Source organism: Micromonospora sp. NPDC005367 (assembly GCF_040606825.1).
Classification (GTDB): domain Bacteria; phylum Actinomycetota; class Actinomycetes; order Mycobacteriales; family Micromonosporaceae; genus Micromonospora.
In genome coordinates, this window is the sequence record NZ_JBEXFP010000028.1 from 1 (window position 1) to 21,636 (window position 21,636).

The 21,636-nt window shown below is 71.0% G+C and carries 17 protein-coding genes; 2 read left to right on the plus strand and 15 right to left on the minus strand.

The window, feature by feature from the left end; genetic code table 11:
• Positions 1–76 precede the first annotated feature (76 nt).
• The 13 genes from mmsB to ggt all read right to left on the minus strand — a co-directional run bounded on the left by mmsB (position 77) and on the right by ggt (position 16,335).
• The gene (gene mmsB, locus ABZS42_RS19825) at positions 77–1,330 is read right to left on the minus strand and encodes a multiple monosaccharide ABC transporter permease (protein WP_355147260.1); all 1,254 of its coding nucleotides are present in this window, start codon (positions 1,328–1,330) and stop codon (positions 77–79) included.
• Entirely contained in the window at positions 1,327–2,865 is a 1,539-nt protein-coding gene (gene mmsA, locus ABZS42_RS19830) for a multiple monosaccharide ABC transporter ATP-binding protein (protein WP_355147262.1), read from the minus strand. The genes mmsB and mmsA overlap by 4 nt, the downstream gene beginning before the upstream one ends.
• Positions 2,866–3,041: 176 nt before the next feature.
• Positions 3,042–4,184, minus strand: coding sequence for a multiple monosaccharide ABC transporter substrate-binding protein (gene chvE / locus ABZS42_RS19835; RefSeq protein WP_355147264.1), 1,143 nt, complete (start codon positions 4,182–4,184; stop codon positions 3,042–3,044).
• A gap of 226 nt (positions 4,185–4,410) precedes the next feature.
• Complete coding sequence (locus ABZS42_RS19840) at positions 4,411–5,937, minus strand: aldehyde dehydrogenase (NADP(+)) (protein ID WP_355147266.1); 1,527 nt, start codon at positions 5,935–5,937, stop codon at positions 4,411–4,413.
• Positions 5,930–7,408, minus strand: a complete 1,479-nt coding sequence (locus ABZS42_RS19845; RefSeq protein WP_355147268.1) for an FAD/NAD(P)-binding oxidoreductase — start codon at positions 7,406–7,408, stop codon at positions 5,930–5,932. Before ABZS42_RS19845 ends, ABZS42_RS19840 begins: the two co-directional genes overlap by 8 nt.
• On the minus strand, positions 7,401–7,697 hold the full coding sequence (locus ABZS42_RS19850) for a (2Fe-2S)-binding protein (RefSeq protein ID WP_355147270.1): 297 nt from the start codon (positions 7,695–7,697) through the stop codon (positions 7,401–7,403). Before ABZS42_RS19850 ends, ABZS42_RS19845 begins: the two co-directional genes overlap by 8 nt.
• On the minus strand, positions 7,694–8,851 hold the full coding sequence (locus tag ABZS42_RS19855) for an FAD-dependent oxidoreductase (protein WP_355147272.1): 1,158 nt from the start codon (positions 8,849–8,851) through the stop codon (positions 7,694–7,696). The genes ABZS42_RS19850 and ABZS42_RS19855 overlap by 4 nt, the downstream gene beginning before the upstream one ends.
• Positions 8,852–8,963: 112 nt before the next feature.
• Positions 8,964–9,647, minus strand: coding sequence for a GntR family transcriptional regulator (locus ABZS42_RS19860; protein ID WP_355147274.1), 684 nt, complete (start codon positions 9,645–9,647; stop codon positions 8,964–8,966).
• Complete coding sequence (locus tag ABZS42_RS19865; protein ID WP_355147276.1) at positions 9,644–10,645, minus strand: proline racemase family protein; 1,002 nt, start codon at positions 10,643–10,645, stop codon at positions 9,644–9,646. The genes ABZS42_RS19860 and ABZS42_RS19865 overlap by 4 nt, the downstream gene beginning before the upstream one ends.
• Complete coding sequence (locus tag ABZS42_RS19870) at positions 10,642–11,547, minus strand: dihydrodipicolinate synthase family protein (protein ID WP_355147278.1); 906 nt, start codon at positions 11,545–11,547, stop codon at positions 10,642–10,644. Before ABZS42_RS19870 ends, ABZS42_RS19865 begins: the two co-directional genes overlap by 4 nt.
• 46 nt (positions 11,548–11,593) lie before the next feature.
• The gene (locus tag ABZS42_RS19875) at positions 11,594–12,922 is read right to left on the minus strand and encodes an aminopeptidase P family protein (protein ID WP_355147280.1); all 1,329 of its coding nucleotides are present in this window, start codon (positions 12,920–12,922) and stop codon (positions 11,594–11,596) included.
• Entirely contained in the window at positions 12,915–14,255 is a 1,341-nt protein-coding gene (locus ABZS42_RS19880; RefSeq protein WP_355147282.1) for an alpha/beta fold hydrolase, read from the minus strand. The genes ABZS42_RS19875 and ABZS42_RS19880 overlap by 8 nt, the downstream gene beginning before the upstream one ends.
• A gap of 274 nt (positions 14,256–14,529) precedes the next feature.
• Positions 14,530–16,335 (minus strand): gamma-glutamyltransferase, encoded by a 1,806-nt coding sequence (gene ggt, locus ABZS42_RS19885; protein WP_355147284.1) that lies wholly within the window; start codon positions 16,333–16,335, stop codon positions 14,530–14,532.
• 235 nt (positions 16,336–16,570) lie between these two features.
• On the opposite strand from ggt, the gene ABZS42_RS19890 reads away from it, so the two are divergent.
• A complete protein-coding gene (locus tag ABZS42_RS19890) occupies positions 16,571–17,842 on the plus strand; it encodes an RICIN domain-containing protein (protein ID WP_355147286.1) in 1,272 nt (423 codons plus the stop codon).
• A gap of 32 nt (positions 17,843–17,874) precedes the next feature.
• The gene (locus ABZS42_RS19895) at positions 17,875–18,033 is read left to right on the plus strand and encodes a hypothetical protein (RefSeq protein ID WP_355147288.1); all 159 of its coding nucleotides are present in this window, start codon (positions 17,875–17,877) and stop codon (positions 18,031–18,033) included.
• A gap of 160 nt (positions 18,034–18,193) precedes the next feature.
• On the opposite strand, the gene ABZS42_RS19900 is transcribed toward ABZS42_RS19895, so the two are convergent.
• Positions 18,194–19,948, minus strand: a complete 1,755-nt coding sequence (locus tag ABZS42_RS19900) for an ABC transporter ATP-binding protein (protein WP_355147290.1) — start codon at positions 19,946–19,948, stop codon at positions 18,194–18,196.
• Positions 19,945–21,609, minus strand: coding sequence for an ABC transporter substrate-binding protein (locus tag ABZS42_RS19905; protein ID WP_355147292.1), 1,665 nt, complete (start codon positions 21,607–21,609; stop codon positions 19,945–19,947). The genes ABZS42_RS19900 and ABZS42_RS19905 overlap by 4 nt, the downstream gene beginning before the upstream one ends.
• Positions 21,610–21,636: the final 27 nt, after the last annotated feature.

Genomic DNA, 21,636 nt, shown 5'->3' on the forward strand with positions numbered 1-21,636 from the left:
AACGGAATGCAGCTGATGGGCGTCGACCAGTCGACGCACTCGGTGGTCAAGGGCCACGCCCAAGGGTGCCCCCGCGTCAGCGGCTCGCCCCGGCCCGGCGCTTGTTGTACACGTCGAAGGCCACGGCGACGAGCAGGACGAGCCCCTTGACCACCGACTGCGTCGACTGGTCGACGCCCATCAGCTGCATTCCGTTGCTCATCACGGCCATGATGAGGCCGCCGACCATCGCGCCGACTACGGTGCCCACGCCGCCGGTGACCGCCGCGCCGCCGATGAACGCCGCGGCGATCGCGTCGAGTTCGAACATGTTGCCGGCGGCCGGTTGGGCCCCGTTGGACCGGGAGGAGTAGATGACGCCGGCCACCGCCGCCAGGAAGCCCATGTTGACGAACATCCAGAAGTTGACCGTGCGGACCTTCACACCGGACAGCGTCGCCGCGGAGAGGTTGCCGCCGATCGCGTAGACCCGGCGGCCGAAGACCGTACGCCGCGTGACCAGCCCGTAGACGAGCACGAGGACGGCGAGGATGATCAGCACGATCGGCAGTCCCCGCGCGTGGGCCAGCTGCCAGGCGAAGTACATGATGACCGCGCCGACGAGCAGCACCCGGGCCACGAACAGCGGGAAGGACTCGACGGGCTGCTGGTAGCGGATGCGGGCGAGTCGGGTCCGGTAGACGCTGACCGCGTAGCCGGCCACCGCCACCGCTCCGATGAGCAGCGTGAAGGCGTCGTAGCCCTGCCCGCCGATGAGCCCGTTGAGGAAGCCGGCGGCGACGCGCTGGTACTCGGCCGGGAACGGCGACAGTGAGATGTTGTCGAGCACCCGCAGGGTGAGTCCCCGGAACAGGAGCATGCCGGCCAGGGTCACGATGAACGCCGGTATCCCCGCGTACGCCACCCAGAATCCGTGCCAGGCACCGACCGCGACGCCCACGGCCAGCGCGGCCAGGACGCCGATCCACCAGGGCTGTCCCTGCCTGATGACGAGTACGGCGGAGACCGCGCCGGTGAGCGCGACCACCGATCCCACCGACAGGTCGATGTGACCGCCGATGATCACGATCACCATGCCGATCGCGAGCACCAGGATGTACGAGTACTGCAGGACGATGTTCGTGATGTTGCCGGGACTCAGCGAGACGCCGTCGGTGAGGACCGCGAAAAGGGCGACGATCACGACGAGGGCTACGTAGATCCCGCTCTGGCGCAGGTTGCCCAGGATCAGCGTCCGTGGATCGCTGGTGCCGGTGTGCATTGCGGCGGTGGCGTCGTCCTCGGACGACGAGCGCTGCTTCGGGGTCGCCGACGGCTTGATGGTGGTCATCGGGCGAGCTCCCTGTCCTTCGTCATGAGCTCCATCAGGTTCTCCTGGGTGGCCTCGCCGACCGGCACCTCACCGGTGATCCTGCCGGCCGCGAGGGTGTAGATCCGGTCGCACATTCCGAGCAGCTCCGGCAGCTCGGATGAGATGAGGATGACGGCTCTGCCGTCGGCGACCAGACGGTTGATGATGGTGTAGATCTCGAACTTGGCTCCGACGTCGATGCCCCGGGTCGGCTCGTCGAGGATGAGCACGTCGGGGTCGGTGAACAGCCACTTCGACAGGACGACCTTCTGCTGGTTGCCGCCGGAGAGCTTGCCGACCACCGACATGACGCTCGGTGCCTTGATGTTCATGTCGCGCCGGCCGTCCTCGGCGACCTTGATCTCCTCATTGCCGTTCACCCAGCCGAGGCGGGCGAGTTTGCCGAGCGCGGCGGCGGAGACGTTGCGGCGTATGTCGTCGATGAGGTTGAGCCCGAACCGCTTGCGGTCCTCGGTGGCGTACGCGATTCCGTTGCTGATGGCCTCGGCGACGTTGCGGGCGCGGACCTGCTTGCCGCGGATGAACAACCGGCCGGTGATGTTGCGGCCGTACGACCGGCCGAACACGCTCATCGCGAGTTCGGTGCGGCCGGCGCCCATGAGGCCGGCGATGCCGACGACCTCGCCCGCGCGGACGTTGAGGTTGGCGCCGTCGACCACCAGCCGGTCCTGGGTCGGGTGCCGGACGTTCCAGTCCTCGATACGGAGGACCTCCTCCCCCGGTTCCGACACCCGGTCCGGGTAGAAGCTGGAGAGGTCCCGGCCGACCATGCCACGGATGATCCGTTCCTGGGTCGCGTCGGCGGAGCTCATGTCGAGTGTCTCGACCGTCCGCCCGTCGCGGATCACCGTGGTGGAGTCGGCGATCGCGGTGATCTCGTTGAGTTTGTGGGAGATCATGATGCAGGTGACGCCCTCGTCGCGGAGCCGCCGGAGCAGGTCGAGCAGGTGCGCCGAGTCGATGTCGTTGAGCGCGGCGGTCGGCTCGTCGAGGATGAGCAACCGCACCTGCTTCGACAGCGCCTTGGCGATCTCCACCAGCTGCTGTTTGCCCACACCGAGTTGGATGATCGGGGTGACCGGGCTCTCCCGCAGCCCGACGGAGGCGAGCAGGTCCGCGGCGTCGGCGTTGGTCCGGTTCCAGTCGATCAGGCCGCCGGCCCCACGGCGCTCGTTGCCGAGGAAGATGTTCTCCGCGACCGACAGGTAGGGCACCAGGGCGAGTTCCTGGTGGATGATGACGATGCCGTGGGCCTCGCTGTCGTTGATGCCGCGGAATTGCACCGGCTTGCCGTCGAAGACGATTTCGCCGTCGTACGACCCGGTGGGATAGACGCCGGAGAGCACCTTCATGAGGGTGGACTTACCCGCGCCGTTCTCGCCGCAGATGGCATGGATCTCCCCGCGCCGCACGGCGAGCGAGACGTCTTGGAGCGCTTTCACCCCGGGAAAGGTCTTCGTGATGTGACGCATCTCGAGGATGTTGTCGGACATGGTCACCGTCCTGGTCGTACCCGTCTTGGATGAACCCTGTTCGACCGGGATCGCGGCGTCGGCTGCGCCGCGGCCCGCACCTGCCGCAACGACGGGCCGCGAGCGGAGATGGAAGAAGGTTCGGTGATTCCGTCGGGCCCGGCGCGGTGCGGCCGGCGCCGGGCCCGACGGACGCGTCAGCCCTTGGCCTGGCCGCTGGCGACCTCTTCGGCCGTCCAGTAGCCGGAGTCGACGAGGACGGGCTTGATGTCGTCCTTGTAGACGGTCTGGACCGGCAGGAGGTTCGACGGGACGACCTTGACACCGTTGTCGTACGTCTTGGTGTCGTTGGCCTGCGGCTCCTTCTCCTCAAGGAACGCCTCAGCGGCGACCACTGCCTGCTCGGCCAGCAGACGGGTGTCCTTGAAGATCGTCGAGTGCTGGACGCCGTCGTTGATGAGCTTGACCGAGGCGATCTCCGCATCCTGGCCGGTCACCACGGGCATCTTGGCGCCCGAGCCGCCGTAACCGGCGTTCTGCAGGGCCGTGATGATGCCGCGGGACAGGCCGTCGTACGGCGACAACACGCCCTGGACGCGCGTGCCGTCGTTGTAGCTCGACGTGAGCAGGTCCTCCATGCGCTTCTGCGCGGTCTCCTGCTGCCAGCGGAGGATCGCCACCTGCTCGATGCTGGTCTGGCCCGACTTCACCCGCAGCGACTTGTCGTCGATGAACGGCTTGAGCGTGTCCATGGCGCCGTCGAAGAAGAAGTGGGCGTTGTTGTCGTCGAGCGAGCCGGCGAAGAGCTCGATGTTGAACGGCCCCTTCGCGGTGCCCTTCGAGCCGTCCTTGTTCTGCAGGCCGAGACCGACGAGCAGTGCGGTGGCCTGGGCGACGCCGACCTTGTAGTTGTCGAAGCTGACGTAGAAGTCGACGTTCGGGCTTTCCCGAATCAGCCGGTCGTAGGCGATGACCGGGATCTTCGCGTCCGCCGCCGCCTGCAGCTGGCCGCTGAGGGCGGTGCCGTCGATCGCCGCGATGATCAGGACGTCGGCGCCCTGGGTGATCATCTGGTCGACCTGCTGGGACTGGGTGGGGATGTCGTCTCCCGCGTACTGGAGATCGACCTTGTAACCCTTGGCCTCCAGCTTCTGCTTCACCGAGTTGCCGTCGGCGATCCACCGTTCCGAGGTCTGGGTCGGCATGGCGACGCCGATGGTCAGGTCGGCCGGCTTGTCTGCGCTGGTGTCGCCGCCACCGCCAGCTCCTTCGCCGCCGCAGGCCGTTAGGCCCAACGCCAGCACCGTCGCACCGAGAACGGCTAGAAATCGTTTACTCACAAGCTGTCTCTCCTCTCCGGACGCGCCGGAAACACGGGTGACACAGCCGTAGTGTTAGCGCTCACAAAGAGGGCGTCAACACTTGTTCTCGAAATGCACCCGTCACGGTCTCGTAACGGTGTCGACCATCGAGCGTCAGCGTCGACGAAAGCAGCTCCGCTGTCACGACGACATCACCCACGGTCCGCGACCGGCGGCCGGACACCGATCGCGGACGCGACAGCGGTCAGCTCGTCGAGACGCCGTCCACGGTGCGGGGCAGGCCCAACGGGTTGGCCTCGCGAAGCTCCGGCGGGAGCAACAGGTCGGGGACGTTCTGGTAGCACACCGGACGCAGCCACCGCTCGATCGCGGTGCCACCCACCGAGGTCGAAGCACTGGTGGCAGCCGGGTACGGTCCACCGTGCTGCATGGCGGGAGCGACGGTCACCCCGGTCGGCCACCCGTCCACCACGACGCGTCCCGCGATCGCGCTCAGCCCGGCGACGAGGTCCGCCGCCACGTCGTCCCGCTCGTCGACCGCCAGGTGTGCCGTCGCCGTGAGGTTGCCCGGCAGCGCGTCGAGCACCGCGTCCCGTTCGGCCCGCGAGGCGTAGCGGACCAGCACGGTGACCGGACCGAAACACTCCTCCAGCAGCTCCTCGTACGGCCCGCCGTCGGCGAGCCGCGACGCCGCGACGGAGAGCACACCCGGCCGGACCGCCAGCGGCGTCGCATCGTCGCCGGCCTCACCCGCCCCGAGCGGCTGCGTCACACCGGGCAGCGCGGCGCGGGAGCGAACCCCGGCGAGGAACGCCTCCCGCATGCGCGGGTCGAGCAGCGGCCCGGACGGGACCGTCGCCGCCACGACCGACTGGACGACGGCGTCGCCCGCCGCGCCCTCCGGCAACAGGACCAGACCCGGCTTCACACAGAACTGGCCCATGCCGAGCGTGTACGAGGCCGCGAGTCCCGCCCCGATCTCCGCCGCCCTGGTCTCGGCCGCCCGCTCGGTCACCACCACCGGGTTGAGGCTGCCCAACTCGCCGTGGAACGGGATCGGCCGGGGCCGGGACGACGCGATGTCGAACAACGCCCGGCCGCCCCGCACCGAGCCGGTGAAACCCGCCGCCGCGGTCAGCGGGTGGCGTACGAGTTCGGGGCCCGCATCGAAGCCGTGCACCAGCCCGACCACGTCCTCGGGCAGCCCGACCTCGGCCGCCGCCGTCCGCAGGAGCCGGGCACACAGGACGGAGGTGGCGGGGTGGTCCGGGTGGGCCTTCACCACCACCGGGCAGCCCGCGGCCAGGGCGCTCGCGGTGTCGCCGCCCGGCACGCTGAACGCCAGTGGGAAGTTGCTCGCCGCGAAGACCGCGACCACCCCGAGCGGCACCTTGTAGCGCCGCAGGTCGGGACGGGGGGCGGGTGCCGCCGACGGGTCGGCGTGATCGATGATCACGTCCAGGTAGGCGCCGGCTTCCACCACGTCCGCGAACGCGCGGAGCTGGTAGCAGGTGCGGGCGAGCTCTCCGGTGAGCCGCACCCGGCCGAGGGCCGACTCCGCGTCGGCGGTCGAGACGATCTCCTCGCCGTTCTTCTCCAGGATCGTGGCGGCCGTACGCAGCAGGTCCGCCCGTCGGACGGGGTCCCGCAGCGCGGCTCCGGCGGCTGCGGCGGCGCGTACCGCGCGATCCACCTCCTGCGCCGTCGACTCGGTCGCGACGCGTTCCCGCGGCCGGCCGGTACGCGGGTCACGGCTCAGCACGTCAGTCACCGTTTCGTCCTCCTTCTTCGGCCGCCTCGGGCGGCGTCGTCTCCTCGACCAGTGCGGCCAGCTCACCCAGCGGCACCGGCACGGCGAGGCTGCGGGTGGCCAACGGACGCAGGTCGTCCACACCGGTCTCCCGTCCACTCAGCCAGGCCGCGATACCCGCGGTGGCGAGACCGCACACCCGTCCCTGGCACCAGCCCATTCCCGGCCGCGCCAGCATCTTCAGCGTGCGGGCGTCCTCCGCGCCGAGGTCGTGGTGGGCCCGACGCAGGTCGCCGTAGGCGACCTCCTCACATCGGCAGACGAGCGTACTGTCCGTCAGCCACTCGGGCCAGGCACGGGGCAGCGGGTAGGTCCGGTGCATGGCGGCGGCGAACCGGCGGCCCCGCCGGACGGCAGCGCCCAACCGGCTCATCAGCGCCGGGTCGGCTAGGCGGCCACGTTCGGCGGCGAGGGCGAGCGCGCCCAGCCGTCCCTCGTTGACCGCCAACGCCGCACCGCCCACGCCGGTGGCCTCGCCGGCGACGTACAGTCCGTCGACGCTGCTGCGTTGGCGGTCGTCGACGGCCACGACGAGCGAGCCGTCGGTGTCCGTCGCCGTCCGCGCCCCGAGCATGAGCGGCAGCTCCAGCGAGGGGGTGAAGCCCCAGCCGAACGCCACGAGGTCGGCGGCGATCTCCTCGTCCGGACCGGTCGGACGGCCCTCGCGGTCCACCCGCGCGACCCGGACCGCCTCCGCGCGGTCCGTTCCGAGCACCTCACGGACCACCGTTCGGGTCCGGTACGGGATGTGGTGCCGGGCCATCAGCGCCGCGTACCGGAGAGCTTCGACGCTCTTGCCCGGCGCGGACGCCGCGCCGGCCGGGGAGCGGAGCCAGCCGAGGGTTCCGTTGGCCTCGACGACGGCCGCGACGGTCACCCCCGCCCGGGCGAGGCCGGTGGCCACGGGCAGCAGGAACGGCCCGGTGCCGGCGACGACAGCGCGTTTCCCAGCCGGTGTGCGGTGTCCCTTGAGCAGGGCCTGTGCTCCGCCCGCGGTCATCACTCCGGGCAGGTCCCAGCCGGGCACGGGTAACTGCCTGTCGTATCCCCCGGGACAGAGGATCAACGCCTGCGCGGTGAGCGTCCGACCGGGGCCGGCCGGGCGGTTGTCGGCGGTCGCGGCCGTGACCCGGAGGGTGAACGGGCCGCTCGGTTCCCGGGTGATGAGCCAGACCTGATGACCGGGCAGGTAGTGGATCCGGCCGGCGGTTCGGAGGGCGTCCAGGCGGGCCCGCAGCCGGGTGAAGACGGACCAGCCGTGGTGGCCGAGGTGATCATCGGGGCGGGCGTGGGTCTGGTCGTAGTGGCGCCAGTACTGCCCACCGGGCTGTGCGGCGGTGTCGATCAGCGTGACGCCGAGTCCGGCCTCGGCGGCTTCGACAGCGGCGGCGAGTCCGGCCGGACCGGCACCCACCACGGCCACGTCACGCATCGTCGTCCCCCGGCCCGCCGACGCCTTCGAGGGCCGCGCCCGGCTCGGCGTCCGTGCCGAGCCGCATGCCGTCGGCGGCGGCGACGAGGCAGGCACGCTGGTCGGGGATCCCGTCGACCGTGATCAGGCAGTCGAAGCAGACGCCGATGCCGCAGAACAGTCCACGGGGACGGCCGCCCCTGCCGGTGGTGCGCCAGTGCGTCACTCCGGCGGCGATCAGCGCGGCGGCGACGCTCTGGCCGGGCTCGGCCGCGACGGTCGTGCCGCGGAAGGTCATCTGATGGGTCACCGGGGTTCCTCCTCGGCCTCCGCGAAACGGTCCGGGGCGAACGGCGCGAGATCCAGGTCGGTCCGCTCCCCGACGAGCGCCTGCGCGATCAGCTTCCCGGTCCCGGCGGAGAGCCCGATGCCGGCGCCCTCGTGACCGCAGGCGTGCCAGAGGCCGGGCGCACGGGGGTCGGGGCCGATGACGGGCAGATGATCGGGGCAGTACGGACGGAATCCGAGGTACGTACGCATCGCCCGGACCTCCCGCAGCATCGGGAACAGCTCGATCGCCTTGGCCGCGAGCGTGCCGATGGCGGTGACGGACACGCTCCGGTCGAATCCGACACGTTCCCGGGATGCGCCGATGAGGATGGTGCCGCCGGCGGTGCCCTCGACCACGGGTGAGGTCTGCAGCGCGGCATCGGAACTGGCCACGTCACCGACGTACTCGGCCGCGTAGACCTTGTGCCGGATCGTCCGGGCCGGCATCGGCTGGGTGACCAGGATGAATCCGCGCCGGGGCAGCACGGGGACGCGCACCCCGGCGAGGTCGGCGACGCCGCCGGCCCACGTACCGGCGGCGTTGAGCACCGCGCCGGCGGAGATGTCGCCCGACGAGGTCCGCACCCCGGTCACCCGGGTGCCGTCGCGGAGGAATCCGGTGACCTCGGTGCGGGTACGCACCCGGGCGCCGCGCTCGCGGGCCAGCCGGAGGAGGTGGGCCGCGACCAGCATCGGCTGGACCTGGGCGTCCTGGGGATAGAAGGCGCCCCCGGCGAGTTGCGGGGCGAGATGCGGTTCGTAGTCGCGCAACTCGTCCTGTGCGACGTCGCGGACCTCGACACCGCACCGACGTTGCTGGACGGCGAGCGCGCGCAGCGACGCGACGCCCTGCTCGGAGGCCGCGACGACGAGGCCACCCTTGGACTCGAACTCCCAGAGGTCACCGTGTTCGGCGAGGTCCGCACGCCAGACCCGCTGCGAGTACAGAGCCAGGTCGAGTTCGACACCGGCCTCCTTGTCGGACACCAGCACGTTGCCCTCGCCGGCGCTCGAGGTGCCGCCGGCTATCGCGTCACGCTCGACGACGACCACCCGCAGTCCCGCCGACGCCGCGAAGTACGCGCTGGCCGCGCCCACCACACCCGCGCCGACGATCACCAGGTCCGCGCTCACGTCGCCGCCCTGCCCCACCGGCCACCGCGAGGGCGGGTCGCCGTCGTACCCGGTCCGGCGTCGGCACGGGTGGCGCGCGGGCCGCGCCGACGATCCGCCCGCTGGCCCCCACTCATGGTGTGTCTCCGGCGCCGCCTGCCCACAGCCCTCGTACGTGACCGATGTGGCGGTGCATCAGCAGTTCGGTGCCGGCCGGGTCGCGGGCCTCGACGAGGTCCAGCAGTTCGTGGTGCTCCGCGGCCGAACGGCCCAGCCTGCCGCTCTCGAGCAGCGGCGTCAGGCCGAGCAGCCGGGTCCTGGACCGCAGGTCGGACACGACGTCCACCAGGAAGCGGTTCCCGCTGTAGCCGAGCAGGGTCAGATGGAAGACGTGGTCGGCCTCGATGTAGCCGACCAGGTCACCACACTCCACCGCGTCGACGATGGCCTGCGCGAGTCTCCGCAGTTCGGGGAAGTCCTCCTTCGGGATCACCGGCACGACGTTGCGCACGGTCGGCGGCTCGATGAGCAGCCGGACGGCAGCCAGGTCGTCGAGGTCCTCCTCGGACATCTCGGTGATCCGGAAGCCCTTGTTCGCGTGTGTGACGACCAGGCCCGCCTTCACCAGGTCGAGCATGGCCTCACGCACCGGGGTGGGCGAGACGCCGAGCTGCGCGCCCAGCGCCGGAGCCGAGTAGACGACGCCGGGCTCCAGCTTGCCGGAGATGATCGCCGCGCGCAGGGCCTCCCGGATCCGGTCGCGGAGGTTCTCCCTGCGGCCGATGTCGGGAAGGTCCGGGACGGGCGCGGGGCTCACAGCAGGAACCCCGCAGGGAACGGGTCGGTGGGGTCGAGGTGGAACTGCGCCGTCGCGGTGACCCACGCCCGGCCGGTGATCGACGGCAGAACCGCGGGGAGCGACCCGACCGTGGTCTCGCCGAGCAGCCGACCGGTGAAGCGGGTACCGATGAACGACTCGTTGACGAAGTCGTCGCCGATGCCCAACTCGCCGCGCGCGTGCAGCTGTGCCATCCGGGCGCTGGTGCCGGTGCCGCAGGGCGAGCGGTCGAACCAGCCGGGGTGGATGGCCATGGCGTGCCGGGACAGCTTCGCGGTCGAGCCGGGGGCCTTCAGGTAGACGTGGTGGCAGCCGTTGATGTCGGCACGCTCGGGGTGCACCGGCCGGTCGTGCTCATTCACCGCGTCCATGATCTCCAGGCCGGCGGCCAGCAGTTCGTCCGCGTGGGAGCGGTCGAAGGGCAGTCCCAGCTCCGTCAGGTCGACGACCGCGTAGAAGTTCCCGCCGAAGGCCATGTCGTACTCGACGGCGCCGAAGCCGGGGACCTCGACCTTGCGGTCCAACGCGTACGCGAACGACGGGACGTTCTGGATGGTGACCGATTCCGCCGCACCATCGCGCACCGCCACGGACGCGACGACCAGCCCGGCGGGGGTGTCCAGCCGGATCGTGGTCACCGGCTCGACGACGGGCACCATCCCGGTCTCGACGAGGACGGTCGCGACGCCGATGGTGCCGTGCCCGCACATCGGCAGCAGCCCGGAGACCTCGATGAAGAGCACACCGTAGTCGGCGTCGGGACGGGTCGGCGGCTGAAGGATCGCGCCGCTCATCGCGGCATGGCCCCGTGGCTCGTACATCAGCAGGGTGCGGATGTCGTCGCTGTTCTCCATGAACCACAGTCGCCGCTCGGCCATGGAGGCGCCGGGAATCGTGCCCATTCCTCCGACGATGACCCGGGTGGGCATGCCCTCGGTGTGCGAGTCGACGGCGTGGAAGGTGCGGCGGGACCTCATTTGTAGCCCTTGGCGAGCACGGCCTCGGTGTCGGCAGTGATCCGGTCGGCCACCTCGGTCGGCAGTGCCAGGCGGGGCGGGCGGCAGGCGCCGCCCTTGCGGCCGGCGATGTCCATCGACAGCTTGATCGACTGGACGAACTCGGTCTTCGAGTCCCAGCGCAGCAGCGGATGCAGGTCTCGGTAGATCGGCACCGCCTTGGCGAGGTCGGCGGGGTCGTCCGAGGTGACCAGCCGGTAGAGCTCCATCGTGCTCTCCGGGATCGCGTTCGGATATCCGGCGATCCAGCCGACAGCGCCGGCGACACCCAGTTCGAGCAGTACGTCGTCCGCACCGACCAGCAGGTCCAGGCCGGGGGCGAGTTCGGCGATCTCGTACGCCCGGCGGACGTCGCCGCTGAACTCCTTCACACCGACGACCAGTCCCTCGTGGAACAGCTCGGCGAGCAGCGCGGGGGTCAGGTCCACCTTCGTGTCGATCGGGTTGTTGTAGGCGACGACCGGCAGCCCCGCGCGCGCGACCTCCCGGTAGTGCTCGACTACCGCCCGGTGGTCGGCGCGGTACGCGTTCGGTGGCAGCAGCAGGACGGAGGTGGCTCCGGCCTCGGCGGCCTGCTCGGCCCAGCGGCGGGCCTCGAACGCGCCGTACGCGGCGACGCCAGGCATGACGCCGAACCCGGCGGGGGCGGCCTGCACGGCGGTCTCGACGACGCGGGCCCGCTCCTGCGGGGTCAGGGTCTGGTACTCGCCGAGCGAGCCGTTGGGGGTCACGCCGTCGCAGCCGCCGGCGGCGAGGAACCGGACGTGCTCGGCGTACGCGTCGTGGTCGACGGAGAGGTCGTCGTGGAAGGGGAGTGCCGTCGCGACGTGTACGCCGCGCCACGGCTTTGCGGGGGTGCTCATGCTGGCTCTCCTCAGCGTCGTAGGGGGAACGCGGGGTCGTGCGGGGTCACATCTGCTGGGCGGCCGCCATCCACTTCTCCAGCCCGTCGGCCGCCAGCGGGAGCGCGCGGGACAGCACCTCCGAGCCCTCCGGCGTGACCAGGATGTCGTCCTCGATGCGCACGCCGATCCCGCGAAGCTCCGGGGGCACGGTCAGGTCGTGCGCGTGGAAGTACAGGCCGGGCTCGACCGTGAGCACCATGCCGGGCGTCATGACCGCGTCCTGGTACGCCTCCCGCGAGGCCCGGGCGCAGTCGTGCACGTCCAGCCCGAGGTGGTGGCCGATGCCGCACACCAGGTAGCGCCGGTGCTGCTGCCCGGTGTCGGACAACGCCTCGTCCACGGAGACCGGCAACAGCCCCCAGTCCGCCAGGCCGCGGGCGATCACCTCCATCGCCGCGTGGTGGAACTCGCTGAAGCGGCGGCCGGCGCCGACCGCGGCCAGTCCGGCCCGGTGCGCCTTCTCCACCAGGTCGTGCACCTGTCGTTGCGCCGGCGAGAAGCGTCCGGAGGCGGGGAAGGTGCGGGTGACGTCGGCGGTGTAGTAGCTGTTCACCTCGACGCCCATGTCGAGCAGGAGCACCTCGTCCGGCAGCACCGGACCGTCGGCGCGCACCCAGTGCAGCGTGGGCGCGTGCCGGCCGCTGCCGACGATCGTGGCGTAGCCGGGGCCGTTGCCGTACGCCCGGGCGTACCGGTCGAAGGTGCCCTGCAGCCACCGCTCCCCCGGCCCCTGGATCGCCGTGGGGATCTCGCGTACGACCGCGGCGAAGCCCTCGACCGTGCGGTCCACCGCCTCCCGGAGCTGACCGATCTCCCAGTCGTCCTTGTACATGCGCAGCTCGGCGAGGGTACGGCTCACCTCGTCGTCCCGGGTCACCTGCTCGGTGAGCTCCGCGAGCGGCCGGACGTCGACGCCGAGCGCCCGCGCCCAGTCGTCCAGGCCCGGGGCGGCGCCGACCCACAGCTCCCCGTACCGGGCGTCGGCGAAGAAGCCCGGGTCGCCGGGGTAGGCGGGCGGCGGCAGGTAGAGGGTGGGGTGACCGTCGCGGAGCACGACGGTGGCGTTCTCGACGGCGCAGCCGGTGGTCCAGAAGAAGTCGCTGTCCGGACGGAAGTCGTATGCCGTGTCGTTGCTGCGTACGGGCGCCTCGCCCGCGGTCAGCACGATGGTGCGCCCGGGCAGCGCCTCGGCGAGCCGGGCCCGGTGGGCGGCGGCGGCTTCGGCGGCGCCGGCGACGACCGGCGGGGTGCGGTCGGGCACGTCCCAGCCCGTCGCCAGGTACCGGGTGAACGCCGGGATCTCGGAGAGCTTCGGCGGTCTGCCGTCACGCATCGGAGGTTCCTTCCTGCCGGATGTGCCGCGTAGCCTTCCGCCGGTCGTCGACTCCTCCGCCGGTCTCCCGGACCAGCTGGGTCAGCCGGGCGAAGACCCGGTCGTCCTCGCGGACGCCGTCGTGTTCGTACTCGTTGGTGATCCAGGTCTGGAGGTTGCCGACCCGGGAGGCGGTGTCGAGTTGCAGTCCCGCGTCGACGTACATGTCGTCGTGGTAGACGGCGGCGGCCACCGGCACCTCGTTGACGGCCAGCCGGTCCGGGTCGTAGAGCGACGGCCACTCCTGCCGGGTGGCCAGCAGTTCGACGGCGTCCCGGAACGGGCGCAGCTCGGCGATCTCCTCGAACATCCAGGGATAGATCATCTCGCCGGTGAACAGCAGCGGCCTGGCGTCCTCGGCGAACTGCGGACGTCTGTCCCGTTCGGCCTGTGCCGCCCAGCCGGTGGCGGTGGCGCCGTGCCCGTAGATGCTCTCGTGCAGGGCCGCGAACAGGGGATTGTCGGCGTACGACGTCCTGGTCAGCACTTCGTGCCGGAAGGTCGCGGAGAGTTCGTCTCCGGAGAACGCCTCGTCGAGCAGCCAGTGCAGTCGTTCGTACCCGGGCTTCATGCCGAGGTCCATGCCGAGCGACTGGAACCGGCGGACGGTGAGCACATCGCCGTCGGGCAGCAGCACGTCGCCCTGGGCCAGCCGGTCGGCGATCCGGGCCACCTGGGCGACCTGGTGCGGGTACCGCCGGTAGAACTGCCGGTTCTTGGCCTCGACGCGGGGGTAGGTGCGCCGGTAGACCTCCGCTGCCGACGGGTCGAGCCCGGGCAGGCCGCCGGTGACGTAGCAGGCGGTCAAGCCCTCCGGGGCCCTCGACAGGTACGTCAGGGTGATGAAGCCGCCGTACGACTGCCCGAGGGTGGACCAGCGTCCGCCCCCGAAGACGGTCTTCCGCAGGTGCTCGTGGTCGGCCACGATCGAGTCGGCCCGGAAGCAGGCGAGGTAGGCGGCGGCTTCCTCGGTGCTCGGGAAAGCGGCCATCCGGCGGCCGTCGATGCGGGTGCTGCGGCCGGTGCCGCGCTGGTCGACGAGGACCACGCGGTGCTCGCGCAGTGCCACGTCCAGCCACCCGGACCGGGTGAGCGGGCGGGGGCCCTTCCCGCCGGGCCCGCCCTGCAGGTAGACCAGGCACGGCAGGTCGTCGCCGTCGCGTACCGGGTCGACGATTTCACGCGCGAAGAGCTGGATAGTGCCGCGCTCCGGATCGGACCAGTCCAGCGGTACGTCGCTGACGTGGTCCCGGACGCGCATGCCGGGGATCGTGTAGGTCGCGGCGACGGTCATCGGCATCCTTCTTCCACCGTGCCGGTCGACCGTGGCCAGGTTCGACGCAGCGTCTCGAACGTCGTGCGATACCTCGTCGACCTGGTCACGAAGTCCCTACTCGGACTGCCACGACGCCATCGGACGACGCAGTAGGGTGTGCCATTGCACTGACCCTAATGTGAATGCGATCACCTGCCAAGGGTGGACATCACGAATGACCCGGCGCAGCCGAACGACCGCACCGCGCGAGGGCCCGCGGCGACGGTTCGTACCGCCGCCGCGGGCCCCGGCGTCAGTGGCGCGGCCAGCGGCCGACGACTGACGCCGCGCCCCCGCCACGGCGGACCGGCTCGGCCGCGGCGAGCAGCCGACCGTCGCTCAGGAACTCGATACCGGTCGCGGAACCGATCTCGGCCGTCGAGGCGAAGACGTGCCCCGGCGGCAGGCTGCCGGCGTACGCGGCGATGAAGTCCGGCTCGGCCTGGGTGCTGGCACCGTTTCGCTGCGACGCCCGCGGCGCCGCGAGGGCCTCGGGCAGGGTCATGCCGAGGTCGATCCGGTTGACCAGCATCTGCAGGACGGTGGTGATGATCGTCGCCCCGCCGGGGGTGCCGACGGCCAGGAAGGGCCGCCCATCGGCCAGCACGATCGTGGGTGCCATGGAACTGCGCGGGCGCTTGCCCGGCGCCGGCAGGTTCGGGTCGGGCGCGGTGCCCTGGGTCGGCGCGAAGTTGAAGTCGGTCAGTTCGTTGTTGAGCAGGAACCCCCGGCCGGGTACGACCATCGCGTTGCCACCGGTCGCCTCGATCGTCAGGGTGTACTCGACGACGTTGCCCCATCGGTCGGCCACGGTCAGGTTCGTGGTGCTCTTGCGGTCGTCCCGGGTGTCGGCGGCCGCCGCGGCCGAGCAGCCGCCGTACGCGCCGTCCGGTACGCCGGGCGCGACCGGCTTGGGCAGTGCCACCGAGGCGTCGATCCGGCAGGCGCGTTCCTTGGCGTACCCGTCGCGCAACAGCTCCCGCAGGACGCCGTCCGGGGTGTGGTCGCCGACGTAGCGGTTGCGGTCGGCGAACGCGAACGCGCTGGCCTCCAGGTAGTGGTGCATCGCCTGGGTCGCCGTCATCGACCGCAGGTCGTACTGCTCGAGGATGTTGAGCGCCTCACCCACCGCGACGCCGCCGCTGGAGGGGGTGGACATGCCGTACACCTCGAGGCCGCGGTAGTCCGACCGGGTCGGCGCGGGAGCGTGGGTGCGGTAGCCGGCGAGGTCCGCCGCGGTCATGCCGGCCGGGCGGATCGGGTACGGCCACGACCCGATCGGCCGCTTCGCCATCGGCGGGTGCTGCACTGTGGCGGCCACGTCGCGGCCGATCTCGCCCCGGTAGAACACGTCGGTGCCACGCTTGGCGATCAGCCGGTAGGTGTCGGCGAGGTCCTGGTTGCGGAAGGTGCCGCCGACCGCCGGTGGTTGGCCGCCGGGCAGGTACAGCGCGCTGGTGGAGCTGAACTGACCGAAGGCGGCCCGGTTCGCCGCGATCTGACCGGCGAAGGTCTCGTCGACGGTGAAGCCGTCCTCGGCCACCCGGGCGGCGGGGGCCAGCATCTGGGCGAGCGACCGGGTGCCCCAGCGGGCGAGCGCGTCCCGCCAGGTGAGCAGCGTGCCGGGTACGCCGACCGACAACCCGCTGATCCGGGCCTCGTCGAACGCGTACGGCTGACCGGTGGCCGGGTTGACGAAGCTGGTCGCGGTCATCGAGGCCGGTGCCGCCTCGCGGCCGTCGATGGTGTGCACTCGCCTGGTCCGGGCGTCGTAGTAGACGAGGAATCCACCGCCGCCGACGCCGGCGGAGAAGGGTTCGGTGACGCCGAGGGTGGCCGCAGCCGCGACCGCGGCGTCGACCGCGTTGCCGCCGCGGCGTAGCACGTCCAATCCGACGGCGGTCGCGGTCTCGTCGACGGTGGAGACGGCACCGCCGTAGCCGACGGCCACCGGCTGCTTCGGCGGCGCCGCCGGTCTCGCCGCCTGCGCGGGTACGGCGGCACCGGCCGCCAGGGTGGTCAGGGCGAGGGCCGCGGTGCACAGGACCCGGAGTCTCATGTGGCCTCCACAGATCGACACAGGTGAGCCTTCTGCCTACTCCGTCGGATCGTCGTAGGCAACCGAGACGCGACGGCACCGGTCGACAGGTCGCAAGCCGACCAATTCGCTCAAGTCCGATATTGACACGAGAATTGCTCGGACATAGAGTGTCATCGATTAATGTGTCTCTCCCGAGCCCGCAGCGCGACGACGACCGAGAGGACGTGCCATGATCGTCCGTACTCGCCGATCCGTGATCCGAAGAGTGGCCCAGCTCCTCGCGCTCTGCCTGGCGTTGGTGACCGTCGTCGCGCCGCCGGCCGTCGGTGCGGGGCGCAACGCGGCGCCGGCCTTCAACGTGATCGCCTTCTACAACGGCACCTGGGATGCGGCGCACATCAGCTTCGTTCGCGAGGCCAACCAGTGGTTCCCGCAGATCGCCGCGCAGTACGACTTCGCCTACACCGCCACCAACGACTGGAGCCGGCTCAACGCGAGCAACCTCGCCCAGTACCAAGTGGTGATCTTCCTGGACGACCTGCCGCCGGCCGCCCAGCGACCGGCCTTCGAGCAGTACATGCGCGCCGGGGGCGCGTGGCTGGGCTTCCACGTCTCCGCGTGGACCGACAACCCGGGCGGGTGGGACTGGTACCACAACCAGTTCCTCGGCAGTGGCGCGTTCCAGACCAACACCTGGGGGCCGACCACCGCGGTACTGCGGGTCGAGGATGCCACCCACCCGTCCACGTCCCGCCTGCCCGCCACCTTCACCTCGTCGGTGAGCGAGTGGTACAGCTGGAGCCGCGACCTGCGCGCCAACCCGGCCATCGACATCCTGGCCTCGGTCGACCCCAGTAGCTTCCCGCTCGGCACCGACCCGAACCAGACCTGGTACGGCGGCTACTACCCGATCATGTGGACGAACACCGACTACAGGATGCTGTACGCGAACTTCGGCCACAACGCCATGGACTACGAGCGGGACGTGCCGCTGTCGTCCACGTTCGCCAGCGAGGTGCAGAACCGCTTCCTGATCGACGGCCTGCTGTGGCTCGGCGGCGGCGGCACCACTCCCCCGCCGTCCGACCCGATCTCCCCCACGGCCTGGTACAGCGTCGTCAACAAGGGCAGCGGCAAATGCGTCGATGCCCGTGCCGCCGGCACCGCGAACGGCACGGCCGTCCAGCAGTACGCGTGCAACACCACCTTCGCCCAGCAGTACCAGTTCCAGCCGACCAGCGGCGGCTACCTGCGGGTGAACAACCACAACAACAGCAGCCGCGTCCTCGACGTGACGAACGTGTCCACCGCCGACAACGCGCCGATCCAGCTCTGGACGTACAGCGGCGGCAACAACCAGCAGTGGCAGGCCGTGCCGGAGACCGGAGGCTACTACCGGCTCGTCAACCGGCACAGCGGCAAGTGCCTCGACGTGCCTGGCGGCTCCACCGCCGACAGCGTCCAACTGGTGCAGTACTCCTGCAACGGCACCGCCGCCCAGTCGTTCCGGCTCGTCCAGCAATAGACCGTACGCACCTCGCCGCCGCGAGTCGCGTCATGCCAGATCCGACACTCGCCGCAGTCGATCAACTGTGGAGCCTCCTGCGGGGCGACCGTTACACCGCCTGCGGGGTGAGCTGGGCCAACCGCTGGCTCCTGATCGACTTCGGCAGTCAGATCGGTTACGCCTACATGACCTGCCTCAAGGACGTGTGATCGCTCCGGCGTCGACCGTCGCGTCACCGGCGCCGGTCGGCGGTTGAGCAGATCCAGCGCAGGGGGCACCCGGGCCGGGTGCCCCCTGCGCCCCGTTTCCGCTCACGGACGCCGGCCGGGGTCGGTGAGCGGCTCGTACCGTGGGAGAGCGGTCGCGGCGTCAGGCAGCGAGCCGCTGCCGCGCCGCACGCCGCTGCGCCTGCCGTGCCGGGTCGGCGACCGGAGCCGAGGCCAGCAGCCGCGACGTGTACGGCTGCTCCGGCGCCCGCAGCACCGTGGCGGCGGGCCCCTGCTCGACCATCCGGCCGTTCTGCAGTACGGCCACCCGGTCGGCGAGCTGGTCGACCACCGCCAGGTCGTGGCTGATGAACAGGCACGCGAAGCCGAACCGTTGCTGCACCGAGCGGAACAGTTCCAGGATCCGCGCCTGCACCGACACGTCCAACGCGCTGGTGGGCTCGTCGGCGATCAGCAGGAGCGGGTCCAGGGCGATGGCGCGGGCGATGGCCACCCGTTGCCGCTGCCCGCCCGACATCTCGTACGGGTAGCGGTCACGCATGCGCCTCGGCAGCTCGACCGCCTCCAGCAACTCGTCGACCCGTTCACGCTGCGCGTCCGCCGCCAGGTCGGTGTGCAGCGACAGCGGCTCGGCGATGCTCGCGCCGATGGTCCGCCGAGGGTTCAGCGACGACGCCGGGTCCTGGAACACGATGCCCAGCCGGGCTCGCAGTCGTCGCAACTCCCGTCCGTGCGCCCCCCGCGAGGCGGCGCGGGTCACGTCGACCCCGACCACTTGCACGGTGCCGGCGGTGACGGGCACCAGTCCTGCCAACGCCCTCCCGATGGTGGACTTGCCGGAGCCGGACTCGCCGACCAGGCCCACGACCTCGCCCTGGGCTATGTCCAGGCAGACGCCGTCCACGGCGCGGAACCGCCGGCCGCGGCGACGTCCCGGATACTCGACGACCAGGTCGCGTACGCGCACGGCCGGTTCACCGCTCGTCGCCGTCGCGGGCCGCGGTGCCGGTGCCTTCGCCGAGGGCTCCGGCTCTCGCGGCTCGGCGGACGCGGCCCCGGCCAGCCGCAGCTCCGGCAGCTGCGGTACCGCGTGCAGCAGCGCACGCGTGTACTCGTGTCCGGGGTTGGCGAACAGCTGCGCCACGGGTGCCTTCTCGACGAGACGGCCCTCCCGCAGCACCACCACGTCGTCGGCGAGGTCGGCCACCACGCCCATGTCGTGCGTGATCAGCAGGACGGCCATGTCGAGGCGGGTACGCAGGTCCCGCAGCAGGTCCAGGATTCCGGCCTGGACCGTCACGTCCAGCGCGGTGGTCGGCTCGTCGGCGATCAGCAGGAGCGGGTCGCTGCTGATCGCCATGGCGATCATCGCCCGCTGGAGCTGGCCACCGGAGAGTTCGTGCGGATGCGCGCGGGCCACCCGGTCGGGGTCGTCCAGACCGACCGCGGACAGTAGCTCCCGCACCCGGGCCGCGGCGGCCCGGCGGCTCACCCGGCGGTGGGTCCGGATGGCCTCCGCCACCTGGTCTCCGATGGTGAAGACCGGGTTCAGCGCGGTCGTCGGCTCCTGGAAGATGGTGCCGATTCGGCCGCCCCGCACCTCACGCAGCAGCCTCGGTTCGGCGCCGACCAGCTCCTCACCGGCCAAGGTGATGCTGCCACTCACCCGGGCGGTGGCGGGAAGCAGACCCAACGCGGCCATCGCGGTGACGCTCTTGCCGGACCCGGACTCGCCGACCAGCGCGAGCACCTGCCCGCGCCGCAGCTCGAAGGTGACCTCGTGAACCGCCTGATGCGTCTCGCCGTCCACCTCGAACGACACGGCCAGCCCGGTCACCGCGAGCAGCGGTGACCGGGTGGCCGTCGCGAGGGACGGCTCCGAGTGGGAGACCGTCATCGCTGCTTCAGCGATACCTTCAGGTAGTTCGGGTACGCCGGGAATGAGGGCACGAAGAAGTTCTGCACGAGCGAACCGTGCAGGAACGAGTTCCGCGTGTAGACCAACGGCACCACCGGCGCGTCCTGCATGATGCGCTTGTCCGCCTGCGCCCACAGGGCCTGCGCCTTGGCCGGGTCGGTCTCGGCGGTGGCCTGGTCGATCAGCTTGTCGACCTCCGACTGGGAGTAGCGGGCGCTGTTGTAACCGCCGCCACCGATCTGGCTGGACGCGAAGAGCGGCTGGATGTTGCCGTTCGCGCTCGGGAAGTCCGGCTGCCACGAGGCCAGGGTCAGGTCGTAGTCACCGCGGTCGCCGGTGATCTCGGCGGTCCAGGCGGTCTCGTCGACGGGCTTGATGGTCACGGTGATGCCGGCGCGCTGCAGACCCTGCTGGATCGCCTGCGACTTGGCGAGGCTCTGCTGGTCGTTCTCGGAGAGCAGGGTGAGGGAGAGGTTGGCCTGGCCGGCGTCGGCGAGCAGCTGCTTGGCCTTGGCGACGTCCCCGGACGGTTCGGCCGGGTAGAGGTCGTAGTCGGCCCGACCGGCGATGCCCGGCGTGATCAGGGTGGTGGCGAGCTCGCCGCCGATCGCGCCGCCGGAGGCGACCTGGTAGGCCCGCTTGTCCACGGCGTACTGGATGGCCTGGCGGACCTTGACGTCCTTCAGCGGCCCGCGCTGGGTGTTGATCGCGAGGTACGCGAGCGCGCCGGCGTCCGAGGTGACCAGTCGCTGCTTCGCCGCGGGGTTCTGCTGGACCTGGACGAGTTGGGCCGGGGGCACGAAGCCGGCGCCGAACGCGGACCGGTCGTCACCCGAGTCGGCGATGAGGCGTTGTGCCTGGACCGTCTCGTCCTGGCCCAGTTCGAAGATGACCTCGTCGGGGCCGCCGCCGCGCACCGAGTCGGTGGCGGCGTCCCAGTTCGGGTTGCGGGTGAGCTTGACCGCGACCCCCTGCTGGTACGACGCGACCTGGTAGGGGCCGGAGGCGACCGGGTTCTGGGCGTACTTCTGCGGGTCGTCCTTCGCCTTCGGCACCGGCGCGAACGCGGGCATGGAAGCGATCCAGGGCCAGTCCCCGTAGGCCGTCTTGAGGTGGAAGACGATGGTGCGCGCGTCCGGGGTCTCGATCGACGCCAGCTCCGCCCCGGAGTACGGGCCCTTGTACTCGGCGCCACCGATCAGCAGGCTCTTGTGGTAGCCCAGCCCACCGGAGAGTTCGGGGGCGAAGGAGCGCTCGATCCCGTACTTGATGTCCGCCGTGGTGATCGGGTTGCCGTCGGCGTACTTCACGCCGTCCTTCAGGGTGAAGGTCCAGGTCTTGCCGCCGTCGCTGCTCTTGCCGGTGTCGGTCGCCAGGTCCGGCACCACCTGTGCCGGCTTGCCGGGCTGGACGTCCCACGTGGTGAGCCGGCGCAGAACCAGTCCGAGGGTGGTGACCGCCAGGTTCTGGCTCTTCGCCGGGTCGAAGACGATGTCGCCGGCCGCGCTGAGGATGGTCAGCGTGCCACCCTTCTGCGTGGCCGTGGTCGACCCACCGGAATCGGTCGTCGTGTCCGGGTTCGCGTTGCACCCCGCCAGGGCGAGTACGGCCGCGAGCGCCAGCACCCCACGTCTCTTCATCAGAGTGATTCCTTTCGTTGTCCGGCG

Coding starts and splice junctions, on each gene's coding strand:
- mmsB (WP_355147260.1), bottom strand. CDS start 1,330: ATGACCACCATCAAGCCGTCGGCGACCCCGAAGCAGCGCTCGTCGTCC.
- mmsA (WP_355147262.1), bottom strand. CDS start 2,865: ATGTCCGACAACATCCTCGAGATGCGTCACATCACGAAGACCTTTCCC.
- ABZS42_RS19845 (WP_355147268.1), bottom strand. CDS start 7,408: ATGCGTGACGTGGCCGTGGTGGGTGCCGGTCCGGCCGGACTCGCCGCC.
- ABZS42_RS19865 (WP_355147276.1), bottom strand. CDS start 10,645: ATGAGGTCCCGCCGCACCTTCCACGCCGTCGACTCGCACACCGAGGGC.
- ABZS42_RS19870 (WP_355147278.1), bottom strand. CDS start 11,547: ATGAGCACCCCCGCAAAGCCGTGGCGCGGCGTACACGTCGCGACGGCA.
- ABZS42_RS19875 (WP_355147280.1), bottom strand. CDS start 12,922: ATGCGTGACGGCAGACCGCCGAAGCTCTCCGAGATCCCGGCGTTCACC.
- ABZS42_RS19880 (WP_355147282.1), bottom strand. CDS start 14,255: ATGACCGTCGCCGCGACCTACACGATCCCCGGCATGCGCGTCCGGGAC.
- ggt (WP_355147284.1), bottom strand. CDS start 16,335: ATGAGACTCCGGGTCCTGTGCACCGCGGCCCTCGCCCTGACCACCCTG.
- ABZS42_RS19895 (WP_355147288.1), top strand. CDS start 17,875: ATGCCAGATCCGACACTCGCCGCAGTCGATCAACTGTGGAGCCTCCTG.
- ABZS42_RS19900 (WP_355147290.1), bottom strand. CDS start 19,948: ATGACGGTCTCCCACTCGGAGCCGTCCCTCGCGACGGCCACCCGGTCA.
- ABZS42_RS19905 (WP_355147292.1), bottom strand. CDS start 21,609: ATGAAGAGACGTGGGGTGCTGGCGCTCGCGGCCGTACTCGCCCTGGCG.